Origin of the sequence: Pseudoxanthomonas sp. PXM01, assembly GCF_014851815.1 — a bacterium.
In the GTDB taxonomy this organism is placed as follows: Bacteria; Pseudomonadota; Gammaproteobacteria; order Xanthomonadales; family Xanthomonadaceae; genus Pseudoxanthomonas_A.
On sequence record NZ_JACVAJ010000001.1, the window covers coordinates 1,262,774 to 1,281,643 of the forward strand.

The 18,870-nt window shown below is 65.2% G+C and carries 17 protein-coding genes and 1 tRNA gene; 8 read left to right on the forward strand and 10 right to left on the reverse strand.

The features are described from left to right. The first annotated feature begins 28 nt into the window (after nucleotides 1–28). Complete coding sequence (locus IB230_RS05725; RefSeq protein ID WP_192269880.1) at nucleotides 29–313, forward strand: hypothetical protein; 285 nt, start codon at nucleotides 29–31, stop codon at nucleotides 311–313. Here the strand turns inward: IB230_RS05725 and IB230_RS05730 are convergent. Beyond that, the gene (locus IB230_RS05730; protein ID WP_192269883.1) at nucleotides 310–555 is read right to left on the reverse strand and encodes a hypothetical protein; all 246 of its coding nucleotides are present in this window, start codon (nucleotides 553–555) and stop codon (nucleotides 310–312) included. The two genes, IB230_RS05725 and IB230_RS05730, sit on opposite strands and share 4 nt — an antisense overlap. Before the next feature lie 334 nt (nucleotides 556–889). On the opposite strand from IB230_RS05730, the gene IB230_RS05735 reads away from it, so the two are divergent. After that, nucleotides 890–1,300, forward strand: coding sequence for a hypothetical protein (locus IB230_RS05735; protein ID WP_192269885.1), 411 nt, complete (start codon nucleotides 890–892; stop codon nucleotides 1,298–1,300). 7 nt (nucleotides 1,301–1,307) lie between these two features. Here the strand turns inward: IB230_RS05735 and IB230_RS05740 are convergent, their stop codons facing one another. Then, nucleotides 1,308–1,823: a Rid family hydrolase gene (locus IB230_RS05740; protein WP_192269888.1), complete on the reverse strand. Its 516-nt coding sequence runs from the start codon at nucleotides 1,821–1,823 to the stop codon at nucleotides 1,308–1,310. A 203-nt stretch (nucleotides 1,824–2,026) separates the two neighbouring features. Between IB230_RS05740 and IB230_RS05745 the strand changes: the two genes are divergently transcribed. Next, a complete protein-coding gene (locus tag IB230_RS05745; protein ID WP_192269892.1) occupies nucleotides 2,027–2,347 on the forward strand; it encodes a hypothetical protein in 321 nt (106 codons plus the stop codon). Nucleotides 2,348–2,443: 96 nt separating this feature from the next. On the opposite strand, the gene IB230_RS05750 is transcribed toward IB230_RS05745, so the two are convergent. The 3 genes from IB230_RS05750 to IB230_RS05760 form a co-directional block, all read right to left on the reverse strand. Then, a complete protein-coding gene (locus tag IB230_RS05750; RefSeq protein WP_192269895.1) occupies nucleotides 2,444–3,907 on the reverse strand; it encodes an MFS transporter in 1,464 nt (487 codons plus the stop codon). A 124-nt stretch (nucleotides 3,908–4,031) separates the two neighbouring features. Beyond that, nucleotides 4,032–6,575 (reverse strand): glycoside hydrolase family 3 N-terminal domain-containing protein, encoded by a 2,544-nt coding sequence (locus tag IB230_RS05755; protein ID WP_343227256.1) that lies wholly within the window; start codon nucleotides 6,573–6,575, stop codon nucleotides 4,032–4,034. A 130-nt stretch (nucleotides 6,576–6,705) separates the two neighbouring features. Next, on the reverse strand, nucleotides 6,706–9,492 hold the full coding sequence (locus IB230_RS05760) for a TonB-dependent receptor (protein ID WP_192269901.1): 2,787 nt from the start codon (nucleotides 9,490–9,492) through the stop codon (nucleotides 6,706–6,708). 212 nt (nucleotides 9,493–9,704) lie between these two features. On the opposite strand from IB230_RS05760, the gene IB230_RS05765 reads away from it, so the two are divergent. The 5 genes from IB230_RS05765 (at nucleotide 9,705) to dxs (ending at nucleotide 16,328) form a co-directional block, all read left to right on the forward strand. Further along, complete coding sequence (locus IB230_RS05765) at nucleotides 9,705–11,156, forward strand: glycoside hydrolase family 30 beta sandwich domain-containing protein (protein WP_192269904.1); 1,452 nt, start codon at nucleotides 9,705–9,707, stop codon at nucleotides 11,154–11,156. Nucleotides 11,157–11,238: 82 nt separating this feature from the next. Then, on the forward strand, nucleotides 11,239–11,712 hold the full coding sequence (locus IB230_RS05770) for an LEA type 2 family protein (RefSeq protein ID WP_192271307.1): 474 nt from the start codon (nucleotides 11,239–11,241) through the stop codon (nucleotides 11,710–11,712). 39 nt (nucleotides 11,713–11,751) lie between these two features. Beyond that, nucleotides 11,752–13,545 (forward strand): acyl-CoA dehydrogenase C-terminal domain-containing protein, encoded by a 1,794-nt coding sequence (locus IB230_RS05775; RefSeq protein ID WP_192269907.1) that lies wholly within the window; start codon nucleotides 11,752–11,754, stop codon nucleotides 13,543–13,545. 94 nt (nucleotides 13,546–13,639) lie between these two features. Beyond that, a complete protein-coding gene (locus IB230_RS05780; RefSeq protein WP_192269910.1) occupies nucleotides 13,640–14,293 on the forward strand; it encodes an HNH endonuclease in 654 nt (217 codons plus the stop codon). Between the two features lie 127 nt (nucleotides 14,294–14,420). Beyond that, nucleotides 14,421–16,328, forward strand: a complete 1,908-nt coding sequence (dxs, locus tag IB230_RS05785; protein WP_192269913.1) for a 1-deoxy-D-xylulose-5-phosphate synthase — start codon at nucleotides 14,421–14,423, stop codon at nucleotides 16,326–16,328. A gap of 18 nt (nucleotides 16,329–16,346) precedes the next feature. Here the strand turns inward: dxs and IB230_RS05790 are convergent, their stop codons facing one another. The 5 genes from IB230_RS05790 to IB230_RS05810 form a co-directional block, all read right to left on the reverse strand. Beyond that, the gene (locus tag IB230_RS05790; protein WP_192269916.1) at nucleotides 16,347–17,381 is read right to left on the reverse strand and encodes a TraB/GumN family protein; all 1,035 of its coding nucleotides are present in this window, start codon (nucleotides 17,379–17,381) and stop codon (nucleotides 16,347–16,349) included. An 89-nt stretch (nucleotides 17,382–17,470) separates the two neighbouring features. Beyond that, nucleotides 17,471–17,941 (reverse strand): cupin domain-containing protein, encoded by a 471-nt coding sequence (locus IB230_RS05795; protein WP_192269919.1) that lies wholly within the window; start codon nucleotides 17,939–17,941, stop codon nucleotides 17,471–17,473. 102 nt (nucleotides 17,942–18,043) lie between these two features. Further along, nucleotides 18,044–18,120: transfer RNA gene (locus tag IB230_RS05800), tRNA-Pro, on the reverse strand. Nucleotides 18,121–18,206: 86 nt separating this feature from the next. Then, the gene (locus IB230_RS05805) at nucleotides 18,207–18,563 is read right to left on the reverse strand and encodes a MerR family transcriptional regulator (protein ID WP_192269922.1); all 357 of its coding nucleotides are present in this window, start codon (nucleotides 18,561–18,563) and stop codon (nucleotides 18,207–18,209) included. Continuing rightward, on the reverse strand, nucleotides 18,544–18,843 hold the full coding sequence (locus tag IB230_RS05810) for an integration host factor subunit alpha (RefSeq protein WP_055936063.1): 300 nt from the start codon (nucleotides 18,841–18,843) through the stop codon (nucleotides 18,544–18,546). The genes IB230_RS05805 and IB230_RS05810 overlap by 20 nt, the downstream gene beginning before the upstream one ends. Nucleotides 18,844–18,870: the final 27 nt, after the last annotated feature.

Genomic DNA, 18,870 nt, shown 5'->3' on the forward strand with positions numbered 1-18,870 from the left:
TGGTCGCATGCTCTTCCGAGGATCCCCCATGCGACCGCTCATCCTGCTTTCCTTCCTGATGCTGTCCGCCTGCGGCGGCGGTGGCCTTGCCCGCGGAGGCGATGCACCGACGTGCGCCAGCGTCGCGTCCAAACAGAAGGCTGTCGACAGGATCGACAAGGATTACGAGGAACTCCGTCAACGTATCGTGGAATCACCCACCGAGAAGAACCAGCAGAAGCTGTCGGACATGGCGACGGAGTCCGCGGCCGCCAACGCCGCACTCGATGCAGCCAAGGCCGAACAGGCTGCGGGACGCTGCCCGGAGGGTTAGGAACGTGGTGCGGGGGTGACGAAGCGTATCGGCAACGATGGCGCATCACCGATGATCCGCGATGTCTCCTCATGCGGGCAGCTTGCGCACTCGCGCGCCTGGTCTTGCGGCACCCCGCTCGGGTCGCAGCTTGGGATGCGGTGATCGATGCCCTGCGCATTCCCGTGCAGCCAGGCGACCAGCAGGAGGACGGCAACGCCGCACACTCCGGCAATGAAGCGGGAATTCGAATCGAGGGGCATGAGCTTGGACTCGGGGAGCGTAAAGGGTGCGCTGGGGGCACGCAGGGTGCGCAGCGGAGGTGTCGATACGGGATATCGTGACGCGCAGAACGATCCGGACAACGGCAGATATGGGCAGTGGCATTCCGATGCCCTCGATCACCACAGTCACCGGCCCACCGTCGAACCACCGCGCGCGGAATCGAGGGCATTCCCACCCCACCCAGCAGCGCGGCAAAGAGGGCACTCGCGCTTTGCCGGATCGGGCGGTTTGCGCCGACAGGGCCCGGCGTCGCGGACAAGCCGGTACGCGCTGCCTATCCTGCAGAACCTCGCCCCGTCCACCCGTGCCGCCATGACACCCGCCACGCCCCCTTACGCCGTCGGTCAGCAGTGGCGCTGCCGCGGCCGCCATGCCGCCGAGACCCCGACGCTGACGATCAATCGCATCGACCCGCATCCGCTGGGCGGCGAGATCCTGCATGTCAGCGTGACGCATGCACGCATCCGCCATCCCGGCCTGCGCGACGGCGTCATCACCACCTTCGCCCACCTGCCGATCATCGGCCAGGTGCTGGAGCGCAGCGATGCCGAATACGTCGGCGAAGGCACGCCCGATCCTGCGTACCTGGACGGCTACAACCAGTGGAAGCAGGCTTTCGACGCCGGGAAGGCAGGTTCCTACGGCATTCCGCTGGCGGAGATCCTCGACCTGATCGAGACGATGCTGGCCAAGCGCGACACGGACGGCGCCGGCCACGCCTGACGCACGATCAAGGCGTCGCCGCGCGCGGTTGAGGCTTCGGAATGTCGGCCTTCGGTGCACGCCCAGATCCGATCATCGCCACCGCCCGCATTTCCACTACCGCACCTGGCGCGAGCAATGCACTGGTGCCGACAGCGCTCCACGCGGGGTAATGCGACGGGAAGAACTCGTGATGGATGGGTGCGAAGCGTGCGAACTCGGCCTGGAAGCTCGCTGGATCGGTGGGGCCGGTATGGAACGTGGTCAGCTCCACGACGTCAGCGTAGGTCGCGCCCGCTTCGGCGAGTTGCTTGCCCAACACCACGAACATGCGCCTGACCTTCTCCTCGTAGGTCCCGTCCCCGGCGGCGGGTATGCCGGACACGATGACCATGTCCCCTACTTTCACCACCGGCGTGTAGTGCCAGTCGTGGTACGCCGCCTCGTGCCCGGGATTGGCGAAGTGTTCGCGCGTCGGCACCTGCTGTGCTTGGGTGGCGGAGGCGACGGCGCACAACAGCAGGCATGAGATCAGGCGGACCATGAAGAAACTCCGGGGCGGCGAAGCCGCAGTCTTGCGCCACCCGCGCAATAGGCCATGTCCCATCCGTCACGCCGCCACGACCCCATTTACCACGCGCTGAACGCGGTGCCGTCACGGCGTTCCCGACGGCGCGCCTTGACGTCGCCTGCACGCGGCCTGCCCCAAGTTCTACACACACCCCTCTCCTGCCACGGAATCGCCGAGTGAACATCGTCATGAAGACGGCATCGCATGTACTCCCCGACCGATTCACCTGGCTCCGCACCGAGGCCGGCCACGATCTCTGCGTGGACGACACGGTCATCGCCGAGATACGCCCCCTCAACGCCGGACTGGTGTTGCGCGTACTGGTGGACATGGGCGACATCGCGCCGTTCGAGATGGCGGTGCGGTGCGAAGAGCGCGCCATCGGCTGGGCCACGCAGTGGGCGCGCCAGCGTGCCGGATTGCTGTGCCGATACGTGGACCAGCATCGTCCGCGCGTGTACGACGAGGCGCCCGGACTAGCGCTGGCGTCGGCCTGAGCGTCGTCTGTTGCGAAAAAAGAAAAGCCACCGGGCCGGAGAGTGACCCGATGGCTTGGGGGATGCGCGCCGGCCTCTCTCCGGCGCGCACCGCACTCAGTGGCCGTTGCCGGCGGCGAGCTTGTCCAGATCGATACCCTGCTTGCGCAGCGTGCGCGTAGCGGCGATCGCGTAGAACGCCAGGTAGGCGAAGCACAGCACGCCGACGATGAAGCTGTAGTGGATGCCGACCTTGTCGGCCAGAGCACCCTGCGCCCAGCTGACGATGCCGCCGCCCATGATCATCATGATCAGCAGGCTGCTGCCCTGGTTGGTCTTGTTGCCCAGGCCAGTGATCGCCAGCGCGAAGATGCACGGCCACATGGTGCTGCAGAACAGGCCCACGCTGATGAAGGCAATGACACTGGTCATGCCTGTAGTGAACATGCCGATCAGCTGCGCGGCGATGCCGCAGATGGCGAAGTACAGCAGCATGCGTGCCGGATTGCCCCTGCTGGCCAGCGTGGCCAGGATCATCAGCACGATGACGGCCGCGTAGCCGAAGAACTGCGAGGGGTCGTGGCCGGTGATGGCGTTCACGGCGAGGAACACGCCGAACGCCAGGTACGGGAGGATCAGCATCAGCATCTTCTTGGCGCCTGCGCCGACATCGAATGCGCCGGCAGCGCCGCTCCAGCGGCCGATCATCAGGCTGGCCCAGTACAGCGACACGAACGGCGCGATCAACGCGGTCTCTATGCCGAGTCCGCCCTTCTCCACCGGAAGTTCCAGGTAAGCGGGCAGATTGTCGATGGTCGAGACCTCGACGCCCACGTACAGGAAGATCGCGATCATGCCCAGCACCAGCTGCGGATAGGACAGCGCCGACTTCTTGTGGATCAGCTTGCTGCTGTCCTCGGCCTCGGTCTCCGACAGCTTCTCCAGATCGATGTGGTTGGGCACCGAGGAGAACTTCAGGAAGATCGCCACCAGGATGAAGGCGGCCCCCAGCACCAGGTAGGGCGTCTTGACGCTTTCGATGCTCGCTTCGGTGTTGCCCGAGGTGACGCTGCCGAAGATCGCCACGCTGACCAGCAGCGGACCGATGGTGGTGCCGAAGTTGTTGATGCCGCCGGCCATCGTCAGCCGCTGCGCGCCGGTCTTGGGATCACCCATGACGATGGCCAGCGGGTTGGCCGCGATCTGCTGCAGCGAGAAGCCCAGGCCGACGATGAACAGTCCCGACAGCATCAGGTTGAACGAACCCGTATTGGCGGCCGGGTAGAACAACAACGCTCCCAGCGCGGAGATCACCAGGCCCACGCAGATGCCGTTCTTGTAGCCGATCTTGTTGAGTACGTCCTGACCCATCGCCTTCGAGATGGCGACATAGATCAGCGAACCGACGGTATAGGCCACGTAGAACGCGAGCGCGACGTACATGCTCTGCGCCTGCGTCAGGTCGAACGCCTTCTTGAACACCGGGATCAGGATGCCGTTGCTGGCCGCAACAAAACCCCAGAAGAAGAACACGGTGATCAGCACGCTGAACTGCGACCATCGGGTGGTTTGTGTGGTCATGGATTGGTATGCCTGCTGGTATGGGATCCGGACGGAACGGCCAGCCTACGGGGCCGCCGCGCGATTGCAACTTGCACTGCGTCAGCGCCCCGCGGCCATGCCGCGGAGCGCTTCGGAAACGACACTACTGCGCGCACTTCACCACATCAGGCGCGTCCGCCGCCCCGGCCACCACCTGGATGTCGGTGAAGGCCGCCGCGAACGGTGCATCGGCAGCGACGCTGAAGGGCGTATCCACGCCGGTCAGGTCGGCACCGAGCTTGCCGAAGCAGGCCAGCGGGATCTTGACCGTCTGCTTCCTGCCGACGGCATCGCCGGAGAAGGTGGAGGTCAGGTCCAGGCTGGCCCCGCAGTTGGCGCCGCAGCCCAGCGCGAACCGGACCGGCTTGGCCGGAGCCTGCTTCACCACCACGTCGAACTGCACCACACCGCGTGCCGTGGCCATCGCAGCCAGGTTGTTCTTCGAAGGATTGCGGGCGAAGACGCGCGCCGGTGCCAGCCAGGTGACTTCCTTGGCGTCCTGCTGCGTGTTGACCTGCACGGTGGCGACCTGCAATGCCGGCTTGGCCTGCGGCCAGCGCTGCGTCGCGTTCATGTCGTTGCCGACGGCCTGGGTAGCGCCGGCCGCTTCCATCTGCAGGGTGAAGGGCGCGATGTCGGACTGCTTGAAGATACCCAGCGCGGTGGCTTCGCCGCAGCTCGTCGCGCTGTCTTCCTCCAGCTTGCCGACGTTGCTGCTGTCGCCATAGCGCAGCCCGGCATCCAGGGCGAACTGTGGCTTGCTGTCCGCCTTCGGGCAGGCCACCGCCGGCCACGGGAACGTCAGCTTTCCGCGGAAGTCATGGACCGGCTTGCCATCGGCACCGGCCACCAGCACGTCGGTGACGCCCTTGCCTTCCGTGCCCGGGAGCCAGGCGGCGACGAAGCTGTTGGACAGGTTGATCAGGTCATTCGCGTACAGCGCACGGCCGGACAGCAGCACGGTGACGACCGGCTTTCCGGCGGCGGCGGCCGCCTTCAGCGTCGCCAAGTCTTCCGGATGCCGACGGCTGTGCGCCATCGTATCGGACGGCACGATGTCGCCGTTGGTTTCTGCATACGGCGTTTCGCCGATGGCAGCCACGATGACGTCGTAGCTGGCCGGATCCACACCCTCCGCGCTCTCGCGCAGCAGCACGTTCGCTTCGCCGAGCTGTTCGCGCAGGCCGGCGGCCAGGCTGTCGGCATTGGGGAAATCGGCATTCGTGTTGTCGGTGCCCTGCCAGGTCAGCGACCAGCCACCCGTCTGGTTGGAGATGCTGTCGGCGCTTTTGCCCACCAGCAGCACGCGCTGGTTCTTCTTCAGCGGCAATGCGCCGCCGTCGTTCTTCAGCAACACCAGCGATTCGCGTGCAGCACGCCGCGCGAGATCGCGATGCACCAGCGACTCGAGCTTGCCGGCATGCTGGCTGGCCGACGGCTTGTGTTCCCACAGGCCTGCGCGCAGCTTGACGCGCAGGATGCGGGTGACGGCATCGTCGATGCGCGCCTGCGGGATTTCACCCGACTTCACTTGGGCAATCGTGTTGGTGATGAAGGACTTCCACGCATCCGGCACCATCACCATGTCGATGCCGGCATTGATCGCCTGCGGGCAGCTGTCGTCCTTGCAACCTGCGACCTGGCCGATGCCATTCCAGTCGGAGACGACGAAGCCGTCGAAGCCCATCTTCTCCTTCAGCGCGACGGTCAGCAGATCGCGTGTGCCGTGCATCTTGCCGTAGTCCTTGCCGGCGGCGACGTCGTTCCAGCTGTTGAAGGACGCCATGACGGTCTGCACACCGGCTTCGATGGCGCCGTAGTACCCCTGGCCGTGGACGTTGATCATCTGCGCCTGGGTGATGGTGGCGAGGCCCTGGTCCTTGCCGCCGTCGGTGGCACCGTCGCCGATGAAGTGCTTGGCGGTAGCGACGACGTTGCCATCCTTGTCCAGCAGCCCCTGCATGCCTTTGACGTAGGCGGCCGCGTACTCGCGGATCAGCGCGGGCTGCGAGGAATAGCTTTCGTAGGTGCGGCCCCAGCGTGCGTCCTGCGCGACAGCGACCGTCGGCGCAAACGTCCACGTCACGCCCGTCGCGCGCGTGGATTGTCCGGTGGCTTCGGCGATGCGTTCGATCAACTCGACGTCGTGCGCGGCGCCCAGGCCGATATTGTGCGGGAAGATCGTCGCGCCATAGACGTTGCTATGGCCATGGACGGCGTCGGTGCCCCAGATCACGGGCACGGGGATCTTGGCATCGGTCGACAGCGAGGCGTCGTAGTAGGCATCCGCCAGCTTGACCCAGTCTTCGACCTTGGCGTGCTTGTTCATCGCCGGCCACGAACCACCGCCGTTGAGGACGGAACCGATGTAGTACTTGCGCACGTCGGCCGGCGTGATCGCCTTGATCTCCGGCTGCACCATCTGGCCGACCTTCTGCTCCAGCGTCATGCTCGCGAGGATCTCGGCCACGCGTGCCTCGACGGCAGGATCCTTGGCGAAGCTGCTTTTCAGCGCAGGCCAGTCCTTCAGTTCTGCGGCATCGTTCGCGGCCGCGCCGACGGGTTTCTGTTCGGGGTCCTTCTGCGCCGTACACGACAGGCATGCCAAAAGACTGGCCCCCAGCAGGGTCACTCGGATCGGATTCACTCGTTTCTCCCAGAATGGCGGCGCGCACAACATCCCCGACAGGATCCGCGCCTTTACGGAAAGTCTGACGGGACGCGGGGCCAGGCCCCGCATCCCGTCAGGTACTGCGGTTATCGATGAAGTGCGTCAGTCACAGCTTGTAGCGGAAGCCGAGCAGGTACTGGCGACCGTATTCCTTGTACTCGGAGGGCAGGAAGATCATCTGGTCGATGCCGCCCGCCGTCGTCTCCGTGCGATACGGCTCGTTGGTCACGTTGTTGACCTGAAGGAGGATGGACAGCCCCGAAAGTCTGCTGCCCTCACCGAAGTCGTATCCCACCTGCATGTCCATCGTGCGTTCCGGCATGGTGTTCTGATAGATCCGGTCGCCGAAAAGCGAGGCATACTCACCGCGGTACTCATCACGGTAACGCTGGCTGATGCGCGCAGAGAAGCCATGCTTCTCGTAGTACACCGTGGCATTGGCAACGATCTTCGACAGGCCCGGCAGGGTGTCGGTATCGGAACCACCCGGACCATCGGGGTCGATCGACGACTCGGTATACGACGCATTGAACAGCAGGCCGAAGCCGTCGAGCGAGGAATGGATCATGTCACCGCCCAGCGCGCCACTGATTTCCGCGCCGCGCATGTAGCCGCCACTTCCGTTCATCGGGGTGCTGAAGTTGCCCCAGTTCGAGATCGGGGTGATGCCGAGATCGTCATATCCGGTGAAGTCCCAGCGGACGTTCTGCGTATAGATGTAGGTCTCGAGGTTCTTGTAGAAGACCGCCAACGCCGCATAGGTCGTCGGACCGAAGTACTTCTCCAGTGAGATGTCGTACGCCGTCGCCCGATAGGGCTCCAGCTTCGGATTGCCACCACCGCCACTCCACTCGCGCGTGGTCACGTCGACGCCGGCCGTGGTGTAGGCCCCCATCTGCTCGATGGGGCCGCGCATCAGGGTCTTCGCTGCCGCGAAGCGCAACAGCAGGCCATCGCCGAAGTCCGCCGACAGGTTCATGCTCGGCAGGATGTCGCCATACGAGGTACCGATGGTCTGGCCGCCGGCGATGACCCAGTCGTTCGTGACCGCGTCACGCGCGACGGTCGGACCGGTCGAACTCTGCTCGGAGCGGATGTACTGCACACCGACGTTGCCGCGCAGGCGCACTTCATCGGTCAGGTCCATGTCGATGTTGGCCTTGGCGTAGAACGTCTTGATGTCTTCTTCGACACCATAGTTCTTCATCAGGTCGTTCTCGCTGGCTTCATAGCGCAGGTCGTAGTACCGGCCCAGCAGGTCACGTGCATTGAAATTGATCACGTTGCCAAGGCCGATGAAGTCCATCGATGCGAATCCATGGGGCACCGTGTCCATGCGCACCGGTGCGCGGCCATTCTTCAGATCCACGTAGTGGGCGATGTACTCGCGATCCTTGTTGCGGCGGGTGACATTGACGCCAACGTCGTAGCTGCGCAGGAAATCGGAGGACTCGACCAGCCGGTTCAGTTCGAGACGACCGGACTTGAGTGTGTCCTCGGTCCATGCGCGATCGGTGCGCCCGTCGCGCCCCCATCCCATCGCGTCCATGCCCAGGTAGACCTGGGTGGGATCGGTGAGGCCGGGGATCGTGAAGTGGTTGAACCCCTTGCCCGTCTGCAGGTTGAAGTCGATGTTGCGCGGGGACGCGAATGCGGACTGCAGTTCAAGCATGGTCCGCTCGCTCTCGGCTCGCGAGTAGCTCAGATCGGTCTTCAGCGTGTAGATGTCGTCCCAGCGGAACGTGTTGAGCCAGCCAGCCGAGAACAGCTTGTCTTCGCGCTGATTGACTTCGTTGAGCATGTTCAGCGCACCGACGCCATTGAGCGTTCCGCTCGTGACCACCGGAACACCGCCCACCAGGGTCGTACCGACGTTCGTATACGTCACTTGGCCCAGCGTCGGGTGGCTGTACCACGGGTCGTTGTTCCACATGATGCTGTTTTCAGCTTCATTCTGGTCGAACTTCGAGTAGTACACGTCCAGAATGCTGTGGAACTGGTCGCTCGGCTTGAACTCGAGTACCGCCATGACGCCGTCCCGAGTGATGTCGCGCGACTTCAGCGACGCCTCTCCCGCCTGGCGCGCAACGGCATCGACCGGCTTGCCTGGCTGCGGCGCACCCCAGGTGTCCGGATTACCCCACCACCAGGCCTTTTCCTGCTGCTCCTGGAAAGGCGAATCCATGCGCGCCACGCCGATGGCGAAGCCGATCGTATCGTCGGCGAACTGGTCCACATATGACGCGCTGGCGCGATAGCCCTTGTCGCTGCTGCCGTCGATCAGCTTGCCCAGCGAGTTGTATTCGCCCTGCCCGCTGAAGGTCACGCGGCGTCCGTCGAAATCCAACGGACGGATCGACTGCATGTCGATCGTGCCCGACAGGCCTTGCCCGACCAGCGTCGCATCCGGCGTCTTGTACACGGTGACCGCGTTGATCAGCTCGGCCGGGTACTGGTCGAGCTCGACGCCACGGCTGCCACCCGTGCTGACCTGCTCCCGGCCATTGAGCAGCGTCCCGCCGAACTGCTCGGACATGCCACGGATGTGGATGACCTGCGCGCGTCCGTCGACGCGCTGCATGGTCAGGCCCGGCAGACGCGAAATCGAATCCGCGATGCTGATGTCCGGCAACTTGCCAATGTCCTCGGCGGAGATTGCCTCGACGATCGAGGTGGATTCGTTCTTGGTTTCCACCGCCGTCGCGATGGCCGCGCGGATGCCGGTGACCTTGACGGCATCCAGCGTCTCGACGGTCTGGTCGGCTGCCTGCTGCGCGTTCGCAGCGAACGGGAGTGCCAGCGCCAGGCAGCATGCGGCAGCGAGATGCTGCTTGCGCAGTGCGGGACGGCGCACGGACGGACGCATGCGCGCGATGTGGTTCGAGTACTTCATTTGGCCCCTCTCAGACCGCTGTTGACAGCGCTGTCATATAGAAGCTTCAATGCAGTGTCAACAAATTCATAACAACCGTGACATGGCTGCACGCGCACGATTGAATTTGCTTGTCGCGAGGACATTCGTCCGAAAAATTTCGCTGCGTTGCAGCACCCGCTTTGCGTGGATTCCGGGAGGGATTCGCGAGCTCTCTGCGAGAGGATTCCGGCATGACGCGCCACCTGATTCGACGACTCCGCCCCGCCCTGCTGCTTTCGGCATGCATGCTGGTGGCACCCTTCGCTGCAGATGCACAAGACATCGCCGTATGGATCACCACCGCGGATCACTCGACCGCATTGGCGCCCGCTGCGCCCGCACGCTTCACCGCGGATGACGGCGCCGGGAAGTCGCGCATCGCCATCGACGGAACCCGGCAGTTCCAGGAGATCGTCGGCTTCGGCGCATCGCTGACCGATTCTTCGGCCTGGCTGATCCAGCACAAGCTGGACGCACAACAGCGCGACGCCCTGCTGAGGGAACTGTTCGGCCGCGATGACGGCGGACTGGGGCTGAGCTTCTCGCGCCTCACGATCGGTGCGTCGGATTTCTCCCGCCATCACTACAGTCTCGCCGATACACCCGACGGCACGCCGGACCCCGAACTGAAGCACTTCAGCATCGACGAGAACCGCGGCGACGTGATTCCCGTCGCCCGGGCGATGCTGGCAGTCAATCCGCAGCTGAAGATCATGGCCTCGCCCTGGAGCGCTCCCGGCTGGATGAAGGACACCAACAGCCTGATCCAGGGCACGTTGCTGCCGCAGTACTACGACGCGTTCTCGCGCTACCTGCTGAAGTATGTCGATGCCTACGCAGCGGAAGGTATTCCGATCTTCGCGCTCACCGTACAGAACGAACCGGACTACGAACCGAAGGACTACCCCGGCATGCGGCTCAACGCGCCGGCGCGCGCGCGACTGATCGGCGACCACCTGGGGCCGATGATCGCCATACGAGGCAGCGGCCCGCTGATCTTCGACTGGGACCACAACTGGGACAAGCCGCAGGAACCGCTGGGTGTGCTGGGCGATGCGAAAGCCAATCCGCATGTCGCGGCGGTGGCATGGCATTGCTACGGCGGCGAGGTGGCGGCGCAATCACCGGTGCACGACGCGTTTCCCGACAAGGACGCTTACATGACCGAGTGCTCCGGCGGCGACTGGGAACCGGTACGCAGCGGCGGCCTGCCGCTGCAGATGAAGAACATCATCATCCGCAGTGCGCGCCACTGGGCGCGCGGCGCGTTGTTCTGGAACCTGGCGCTGGACGAGAACAACGGCCCCTACGCCGGCGGCTGCGACACGTGCCGCGGCGTGGTGACCATCGACTCGCGCACCGGCGCCATTACCCGCACCGACGAGTACTACGCGCTGGCGCACGCCAGCCGGTTCGTACGACAAGGCGCCCACCGGATCGCGTCCAGCGAAACCGGCGACGACCTCGACAACGTGGCGTTCCGCAATGCCGATGATGGTTCGCTGGTGCTGCTGGTCGCCAATTCCGCGAAGCAGCCGCGTCGCTTCAGCGCCGTGCAGGGCGGCAAGGCGTTCGGCTACACGCTGCCGGCGCGCAGCGTCGCCACCTTCGTGTGGAAGCCTGCCGCAGCGCAACACGACTGATCCGCCTGCGGCGGCCGGACTGTCATTCCAGCCGCCATACGCCGTAGTATCCTGCCGCACCCCCTCATGGAGCCGCGGCATGATGCGACGTACTTCCCTGCTGGCACTTCTGGCGGCAACCGCCCTGCTGGCCGGCTGCGGCGATGGCGTGGTCCGTCGTGTCTCCGACCCGGCGGTCAGCGTGCAGCAACTGACGGTGAAGGCCGATGGCCAATGGGCCGTGGACTTGCGCCTGCAGAACTACAGCAGCATCCCGATGCGTTTCGATACGGTGGACGTCGATGTGCAGGTCGGCGACCAGGATGCCGGCAAGCTGCGTGCCACGCCCGGTCTGTCGGTGGGTCCTGAATCCGCAGACGTCGTCACCGTCTCCTTTGTGCCCAGCAGCGCCGGCCGCATCGTGGTGGCGGACGCGCTCGCCGGTCGTCGCACCCTGCCGTACACGCTGAAGGGCAACGCTGCCGCGACACCGGAAGAAGCCAAGCAGCGCAACTTCGACGTCGATACCCGCAGCACCCTCAATCCCGTCCCCGGCCTGGACGGCGTGCTGCGCTGAGCGCAGCCCATTCCCTCATCCGCGATTCCGAGACCCCGCATGCCCGCGTCCTACAAAGCCCCCTTGACCGACCTCCGCTTCGCCCTGTACGACGTACTCGGCGTGGAGCCGCTGTTCCAGCGGCTCGGCTACACCGAGGCCACCCGCGACATCCTCGATGCCGTGCTGGATGAAGCCGCGCGCTTCGCGGAAACCGTCCTCGCGCCGCTGAACAGCGTGGGCGACGAGATCGGCAGCCAGCTCGACAAGACCACCGGCGAGGTCACCACGCCACCGGGTTTCAAGGCGGCGTACGCGCAGTTCGTCGAGGGCGGCTGGACCGGTCTGACCGCATCGCCCGAAATCGGCGGTCAGGGCCTGCCGCACACGATGGGCGTGCCGCTCAACGAACTGGTCAACGCCAGCAACCTCGCGTGGGGCAACTTCCCGCTGCTGTCGCACGGCGCAGTGGAGGCGCTGAAGCACCACGGTGAGGCGTGGCAGCAGGAAGTCTTCCTGAAACCCCTGGTCGAAGGCCGCTGGACCGGCACGATGTGCCTGACCGAACCGCACTGTGGCACCGACCTTGGCCTGCTGAAGACCAAGGCCGAGCCGAACCCCGATGGCAGCTATGCGATCACCGGCACCAAGATCTTCATCACCGCGGGCGAGCACGACCTGACCGACAACATCGTGCACCTGGTGCTGGCCAAGCTGCCTGACGCGCCGCCGGGCGCGAAAGGCATCTCGCTGTTCGTCACGCCGAAATTCAAGGTGGCGCAGGATGGCACGGTCGGTGAACGCAACGCCGTGACCTGCGGTTCCATCGAACACAAGATGGGCATCAAGGCCTCCGTCACCTGCGTGATGAATTTCGACGGCGCGCAGGGCTATCTGGTCGGCCAGCCGCACAAGGGCCTGCAGGCCATGTTCACCATGATGAACACCGCACGCCTCGGCGTGGGCTTGCAGGGCATCGGCCTGAGCGAACGCGCGTACCAGAACGCGCTGCGCTACGCGCGCGAGCGCCTGCAGACGCGTTCGCTGAGCGGCCCCAAGTTCCCCGACAAGCCCGCCGATCCGATCCTGGTCCACCCGGACGTGCGCCGCATGCTGCTGACGGTGAAGTCGCTGGTCGAAGGCAGCCGCCTGCTCGCCCTGCATGCGGGCACGCTGATCGACGTCGCCAACCATGCGGAAGACCCGGCCGAACGCGAGCGCGCCGACACGCTGGTGAGCTTCCTGACACCGATTTCGAAGGCCTGCCAGACCGAATGGGGCATTGAAAACACCTACCACGCGCTGCAGTGCTTCGGTGGCCATGGCTACATCCACGAGCACGGCATGGAACAACTGGCGCGCGATGCCCGCATCACCACGCTGTACGAGGGCACCACCGGCATCCAGGCACTGGACCTGATGGGGCGCAAGACCGCGGCCACACAGGCGGCGGGCCTGAAGCTGTTTCTCGCCGACGTGCACGCCTTCGTCCAGCAGCACAAGGACGACGCAGCACTGACCGAGTTCATCGATCCGCTGCAGCAGAAGGCGGCCGAATGGGCGGGCCTGACGAAGAACATCCTGCAGCGCGCAGCGACGAATCCCGAGGAAATCGGTGCCGCCAGCACCGACTACCTGTTCTACTCGGGCTACGTGGTGCTGGCGTACTGGTGGGCACGCAGTGTGGCCGCCGCCGATGCGTCGGCGCACGGCGATGCCTTCAAGCAGGCTAAGCGCGAAACCGCGCGTTTCTACTTCGCCCGCATTCTGCCGCGCACGTTGGCGCATGCCGCGGCCATCGAGTCGGGCGCGGACACGCTGATGGCGATGGACGACGCGCGCTTCGGCGAGTGACCCGAAGCCGGAGGAGCGCGGATGCCGCGCTCCTCCGAAGAAAAGCCGCGCCGTATACACATTTCGTCAACATTTGGGTATAACCTGCTTCTCCATGGAAGCAGACAGCGCTCAGCTTCACCTGGTCCAGACCGGTTCCCGTTTCTCGCCGGTCCCGTCGCCGTCGTCCCCCCGTCCCCATCCCGCCGCCTTGCGACTGCTGTCGCTGGATGCGCATGGGCGCGTGCTCGACTGGATCAACTGGCAGGAAGCGACCTGCCTGTACGCGCGCGGCGCGGTGGCATGGACGCTGGGCGATCCCTGTCTTCACGTGCATGGCGGCGTCTCCCGTCTGACCGGCGAACAGAGCCTGATCGAACTGCATCCCATCGTGGCATCGCGCGGCCACGCACGTGCACACGCCCTCTCGCCCACGCCGACGCTCACCAATACCGCGCTGTTCGCCCGCGACGCCCACCTGTGCCTGTACTGCGGCCATGAGTACTCGCGGCCGCACCTGACCCGCGATCACGTGCTGCCGCTGTCCAAGGGCGGCAAGGACATCTGGGAAAACGTGGTGACCGCCTGCTTCCACTGCAATTCGCGCAAGAGCAACCGCACCCCTCAGCAGGCGCAAATGCCGCTGCTCGCCGTGCCTTACCGGCCCAGTTGGATCGAGCACCTGATCCTGTCGAATCGCAACATCCTGGCGGACCAGATGGCCTTCCTGAAGGCCCAGCTGCCGAAGAAGTCCAAGCTCTCGGCCTGAAAGCCCGGTAACGCGGCTTCGACGCTTCCTGAACCGCCAAGGGCGCCTCCACGCCGGCTTCACCTGTTGGCTTGCCCCACTTCACACCGGGGGAGGACAATAACGGCTGAGAACAAGCCTGCCGCCGATGATCGCCCCCGACCGCTATCCCCGTCTGTCCCGCATCCACGTCCCGGCCGACCTGCGCCAGTTCGACGAATCCGAACTGCCTGCCATCGCCGAGGAACTGCGGGGCTACCTGATCGAGTCTGTCGGCAGGAGCGGCGGCCATTTCGGTGCAGGCCTGGGGGTGATCGAGCTGACGGTCGCCCTGCACTACCTCTTCGATACACCGCGCGACCGGCTGGTGTGGGACGTCGGACACCAGACCTACCCGCACAAGATCCTGACGGGTCGCCGCGACACGATCCACACGGTCAAGCAGAAGGACGGCGTGGCGCCGTTCCCGAAGCGCGAGGAAAGCGAGTACGACACGTTCGGCGTCGGTCATTCGTCCACATCGATCTCCGCCGCGCTCGGCATGGCGATCGCGCTGCAGCAGCAAGGCGACGACCGCAAGGTCGTGGCGGTGATCGGCGACGGCGCGATGACCGCAGGCATGGCGTTCGAAGCGCTGAACCATGCCGGCGGCATGGAGCCGGAGCCTAACCTGCTGGTGATCCTCAACGACAACCAGATGTCGATCTCCGAGAACGTCGGCGGCCTGACCAAGATGCTGGGGCGATTGAGCAGCAGCCGTACGCTCAATGCCTTGCGCGAAGGCGGCAAGAAGCTGCTTGGCGACAAGAAGAAACCGCCGGCCCGCTTCATGCGCCGCTGGGAGGAACACTGGAAGGGCATGTTCGTGCCGTCCACGCTGTTCGAACAGATGGGCTTCCACTACACCGGTCCGATCGACGGGCACGACGTGGAGGCGCTGGTGGGCGCGCTGAAGACGCTGAAGACCCTCAAGGGTCCGCAACTGCTCCATATCCTGACCACCAAGGGCAAGGGCTACGAACTGGCCGAAGGCGACCAGATCGGCTACCACGCCGTCGGACCGTTCGACCCGGAGAAGGGCCTGGTCAGCAAGGGCGGCGCGAAGAAACCGACCTACACCGACATCTTCAGCGACTGGCTGTGCGACATGGCCGCCGCCGAGCCGAAGCTGCTGGGCATCACGCCGGCGATGCGCGAAGGCTCGGGCCTGGTGCGCTTCAGCAAGGAGTACCCGGACCGCTACTTCGACGTGGCCATCGCCGAGCAGCATGCGGTGACGCTGGCCGCGGGCATGGCCTGCGAGGGCGGCAAGCCGGTGGTCGCGATCTATTCGACCTTCCTGCAGCGTGGCTATGACCAGCTGGTGCACGACGTCGCCATCCAGAAACTCGACGTGCTGTTCGCCATCGACCGCGGCGGCGTGGTCGGCCCGGATGGCGCCACACATGCCGGCAACCTGGACCTGAGCTACCTGCGCTGCGTGCCGCACATGGTGGTGATGGCGCCGGCGGACGAGAACGAGTGCCGCCAGATGCTGAGCACCGGCTACCACTTCGACGGTCCGGCCGCGGTGCGTTACCCGCGCGGCACCGGTCCGGGCGTGGCGCTGCAGTCCTCCCTCGAAACGCTGCCGATCGGCAAGGCCGACCTGCGCGTGCGTGGCGACCGTGTCGCGCTACTCGCCTTCGGTTCGACCGTTGCGGCGGCCGAACAGGCAGGCCGCGAACTGGGCCTCAGCGTAGTGAACATGCGCTTTGTGAAACCGCTGGACCGCGAGTTGCTACTCGACCTGGCGAAGACCCACCAGGGGTTCGTCACTGTCGAGGACAACGTGGTGATGGGCGGTGCCGGCTCCGGCGTCGCCGAACTGCTCAATGCCGAAGGTGTATCGTTGCCGGTGCTGCACCTGGGCCTGCCGGACGAGTTCCAGCACCATGCCAGCCGCGAAGACCTGCTGGCCGAGGCCGGTATCGATGCGGCTGGCATCCGTGCCAGCGTGCTGAAGCGCTGGCCCGCGCTGGCAGCCACGCAGCCGCCGATGACCGCCGCGGGTTGAAGTAGGCTTAGCGTCGGATCACTCCGGCGCTTCGACCTCGTAACCCTTGGCCTGCAAAGCCGCCAGGTATCCGCCCGGTTTCACCAGCGACCAGACCGGCAGCGTGGCGAAGGTGATCCCGTTCTTCTGCAGCGCGCCTTCGGCCACCTGCATCCAGTGCCGCTGCAGACGCGCCTCGATATCGGAGAGTCCGCGCTTTCTCGCTGTCTCCGTATTGAACCAGGCCGAGGCGCATGCCTGCTGCCAGTCCTGCCGCGCGCCGGACTGCAGCGCCGTCCAGTCGCCCACCGCCCACGCGTTGGCGCGGGCAGCGACCCGAGGAAGATCGCTCTCGATGAGGTCGAGCGTCTTGCTGAAGCACGCGAGACCTTCAGGCGTCAGGCTTTCGTTGCGGAAATCCGCCAGCGCGGCCCGGGGGTCGTCGACGTTGATCTTCAATAGCGTGGGTGTCCGCTTCATCTTGCGCTGTTTCAACGCGACGTCGATTACGGGGTTGATGACGCCGCCCTCGCGCAGGCCCGCGTCGGACAGGGCTTCGATGTAGAGCTGGTAGGCGGCGATCACCGGCCGCTTCTTCTCGACGCCGCCATCCCTTCCCATGTAACGCCGCTTCAGGACGCTCCAACGGGCATACACATCCGCAGGCAGGACATCCTGCAGTTTCTGGCCATCCGGATTCTTGGCCGCCTTCAATGCGGAAGGCAGTAGCGTCAGTCTGCCGAAGAAACCCACGTCGGCATCCACGGTGACGTTCGGCGACCCCAGCACCTCATCGGCGACCTGCAAGGCCTGGGTCACTTCATCGGAGCGCCAGGTCATGTTCTTCGGCAGCGGCGATTGCGTGCCCAGGATGTACAGCAGGTGGTCGCCATGCCGCACTTTCCACAACCCGGGGCCGGGCTGCACACCTGCGACGACCACCGCGTCCAGGTCGATCACGCCATCTTCGGCCATCACGGGCGCCGGCCCATCCTCCGGGATCTCCTGCGCAGCCGCGTGACCTGGCAGGAGCAGCAGCGACAGCCACACCATTCCGTAGAACGAAAGACGCATCCCGGCGACTCCATGCGGAAGAATCGCGAGAGTGTGCCTTTGGAGAACGTTCGCGGCGCGCCGGGCGGCGCAGTCGAAGGGGGATCCGTTCAGGCGACCTTGCCGCCAGCTTCGCGCAAGGTGCGTGCCACGTCGCTGCTGCTTTGCATGAGTTCGAACCCCTGCCAGCTGAAACCCGGGGAGACCGAGCAGTCGACCAGCGTGTAGGTGCCGAGCGAACGCGCACTCTGCCAGATGCCCGCCGGAACCACCTGGTTCGACTGCCCGCCGCGGGCCGAAGTATCCAGCTGCACCCGGGTGAGCGTGCGCTGATCCGGGTCGAACATCGACAGCTCCATCGCGCTGCCGTCATGCCAGTCCCAGACCTCGGTCGCATCCACACGATGCCAGCGGGTCACCACGCCTTCCGGCAGCAGGAACTTGATCGCGGTCAGCGCGGGACGCTCGATGCCGTTGACCTCGGTGCGCTTGGCCGACTCGTAGACGCGACGGAAGTAACCGCCTTCCGGGTGCGGCGTCAGCTGCAGGTCACGGATCAACGCGTCGGTCATCGAAGCCATGAACGGTCCTGCGGTCGGTGGTCGGGAACCGTCCTCGCCCGCGGCGAACAACGGGCACAAAAAAGCCCACGCATCGGCGCAGGCTTGATGTTGAACCGCGATTGGTCGGGACGGCCGGATTTGAACCGACGACCCTCTGCCCCCCAGGCAGATGCGCTACCAGGCTGCGCTACGCCCCGAATCTCGCGGATCGGCCCGCCTTGCGACGGGCCGCGCATTATAGCCGGAATTCTTCGGCGACTCCCAGCAGGAGCGCCAGCGGGCATCAACGGCGCAGCAACTGCAGGATTTCTTCCAGCTCCATCCGCACCTGGCGCACGATTTGTGCGCTCAACGCGGACTCCTGCTTGGCGCCCTCGCCTTCCAGGCGCAGACGCGCACCACCGATGGTGTAGCCCTGTTCGTACAGCAGGCCGCGGATCTGGCGCACCATCAGCACGTCATGGCGCTGGTAGTAGCGGCGGTTGCCGCGACGCTTGGCCGGTTCCAGGCTGGGGAACTCCGTCTCCCAGTACCGCAGCACGTGCGGCTTCACGTCGCACAGCTCGCTTACCTCACCGATGGTGAAGTAGCGCTTGGCCGGAATCGGCGGAAGCTCGCGGTTACTGCCCGGATCCAGCATACGTTTCCACCCGCTCCTTGAGTTTCTGGCCCGGCCGGAAGGTCACCACCGTCCGTGCCGAGATCGGGATCTCTTCACCGGTCTTTGGATTGCGGCCGGGGCGCTGGTTCTTGCGGCGCAGGTCGAAATTGCCGAACCCCGACAGCTTCACCTGCCGACCCTGTTCCAGGGCCTCGCGCAGCACGTCGAAGTACGCGTCGACGAATTCCTTCGCCTCGCGCTTGTTCAGGCCGACCTCGTCGAACAGACGTTCGGCCATCTCCGCCTTCGTCAATGCCATGGATTACTGCATCCCCATTGCGACCGT

What these genes read in the sequence shown, in the direction of transcription:
- IB230_RS05735 (WP_192269885.1), top strand. Translation starts at nt 890, where the DNA reads ATGACACCCGCCACGCCCCCTTACGCCGTCGGTCAGCAGTGGCGCTGC.
- IB230_RS05790 (WP_192269916.1), bottom strand. Translation starts at nt 17,381, where the DNA reads ATGCGTCTTTCGTTCTACGGAATGGTGTGGCTGTCGCTGCTGCTCCTG.
- IB230_RS05795 (WP_192269919.1), bottom strand. Translation starts at nt 17,941, where the DNA reads ATGGCTTCGATGACCGACGCGTTGATCCGTGACCTGCAGCTGACGCCG.
- IB230_RS05810 (WP_055936063.1), bottom strand. Translation starts at nt 18,843, where the DNA reads ATGGCATTGACGAAGGCGGAGATGGCCGAACGTCTGTTCGACGAGGTC.
- IB230_RS05725 (WP_192269880.1), top strand. Translation starts at nt 29, where the DNA reads ATGCGACCGCTCATCCTGCTTTCCTTCCTGATGCTGTCCGCCTGCGGC.
- IB230_RS05760 (WP_192269901.1), bottom strand. Translation starts at nt 9,492, where the DNA reads ATGAAGTACTCGAACCACATCGCGCGCATGCGTCCGTCCGTGCGCCGT.
- IB230_RS05740 (WP_192269888.1), bottom strand. Translation starts at nt 1,823, where the DNA reads ATGGTCCGCCTGATCTCATGCCTGCTGTTGTGCGCCGTCGCCTCCGCC.
- IB230_RS05775 (WP_192269907.1), top strand. Translation starts at nt 11,752, where the DNA reads ATGCCCGCGTCCTACAAAGCCCCCTTGACCGACCTCCGCTTCGCCCTG.
- IB230_RS05750 (WP_192269895.1), bottom strand. Translation starts at nt 3,907, where the DNA reads ATGACCACACAAACCACCCGATGGTCGCAGTTCAGCGTGCTGATCACC.
- IB230_RS05730 (WP_192269883.1), bottom strand. Translation starts at nt 555, where the DNA reads ATGCCCCTCGATTCGAATTCCCGCTTCATTGCCGGAGTGTGCGGCGTT.
- IB230_RS05805 (WP_192269922.1), bottom strand. Translation starts at nt 18,563, where the DNA reads ATGCTGGATCCGGGCAGTAACCGCGAGCTTCCGCCGATTCCGGCCAAG.
- IB230_RS05780 (WP_192269910.1), top strand. Translation starts at nt 13,640, where the DNA reads ATGGAAGCAGACAGCGCTCAGCTTCACCTGGTCCAGACCGGTTCCCGT.
- IB230_RS05770 (WP_192271307.1), top strand. Translation starts at nt 11,239, where the DNA reads ATGCGACGTACTTCCCTGCTGGCACTTCTGGCGGCAACCGCCCTGCTG.
- dxs (WP_192269913.1), top strand. Translation starts at nt 14,421, where the DNA reads ATGATCGCCCCCGACCGCTATCCCCGTCTGTCCCGCATCCACGTCCCG.
- IB230_RS05765 (WP_192269904.1), top strand. Translation starts at nt 9,705, where the DNA reads ATGACGCGCCACCTGATTCGACGACTCCGCCCCGCCCTGCTGCTTTCG.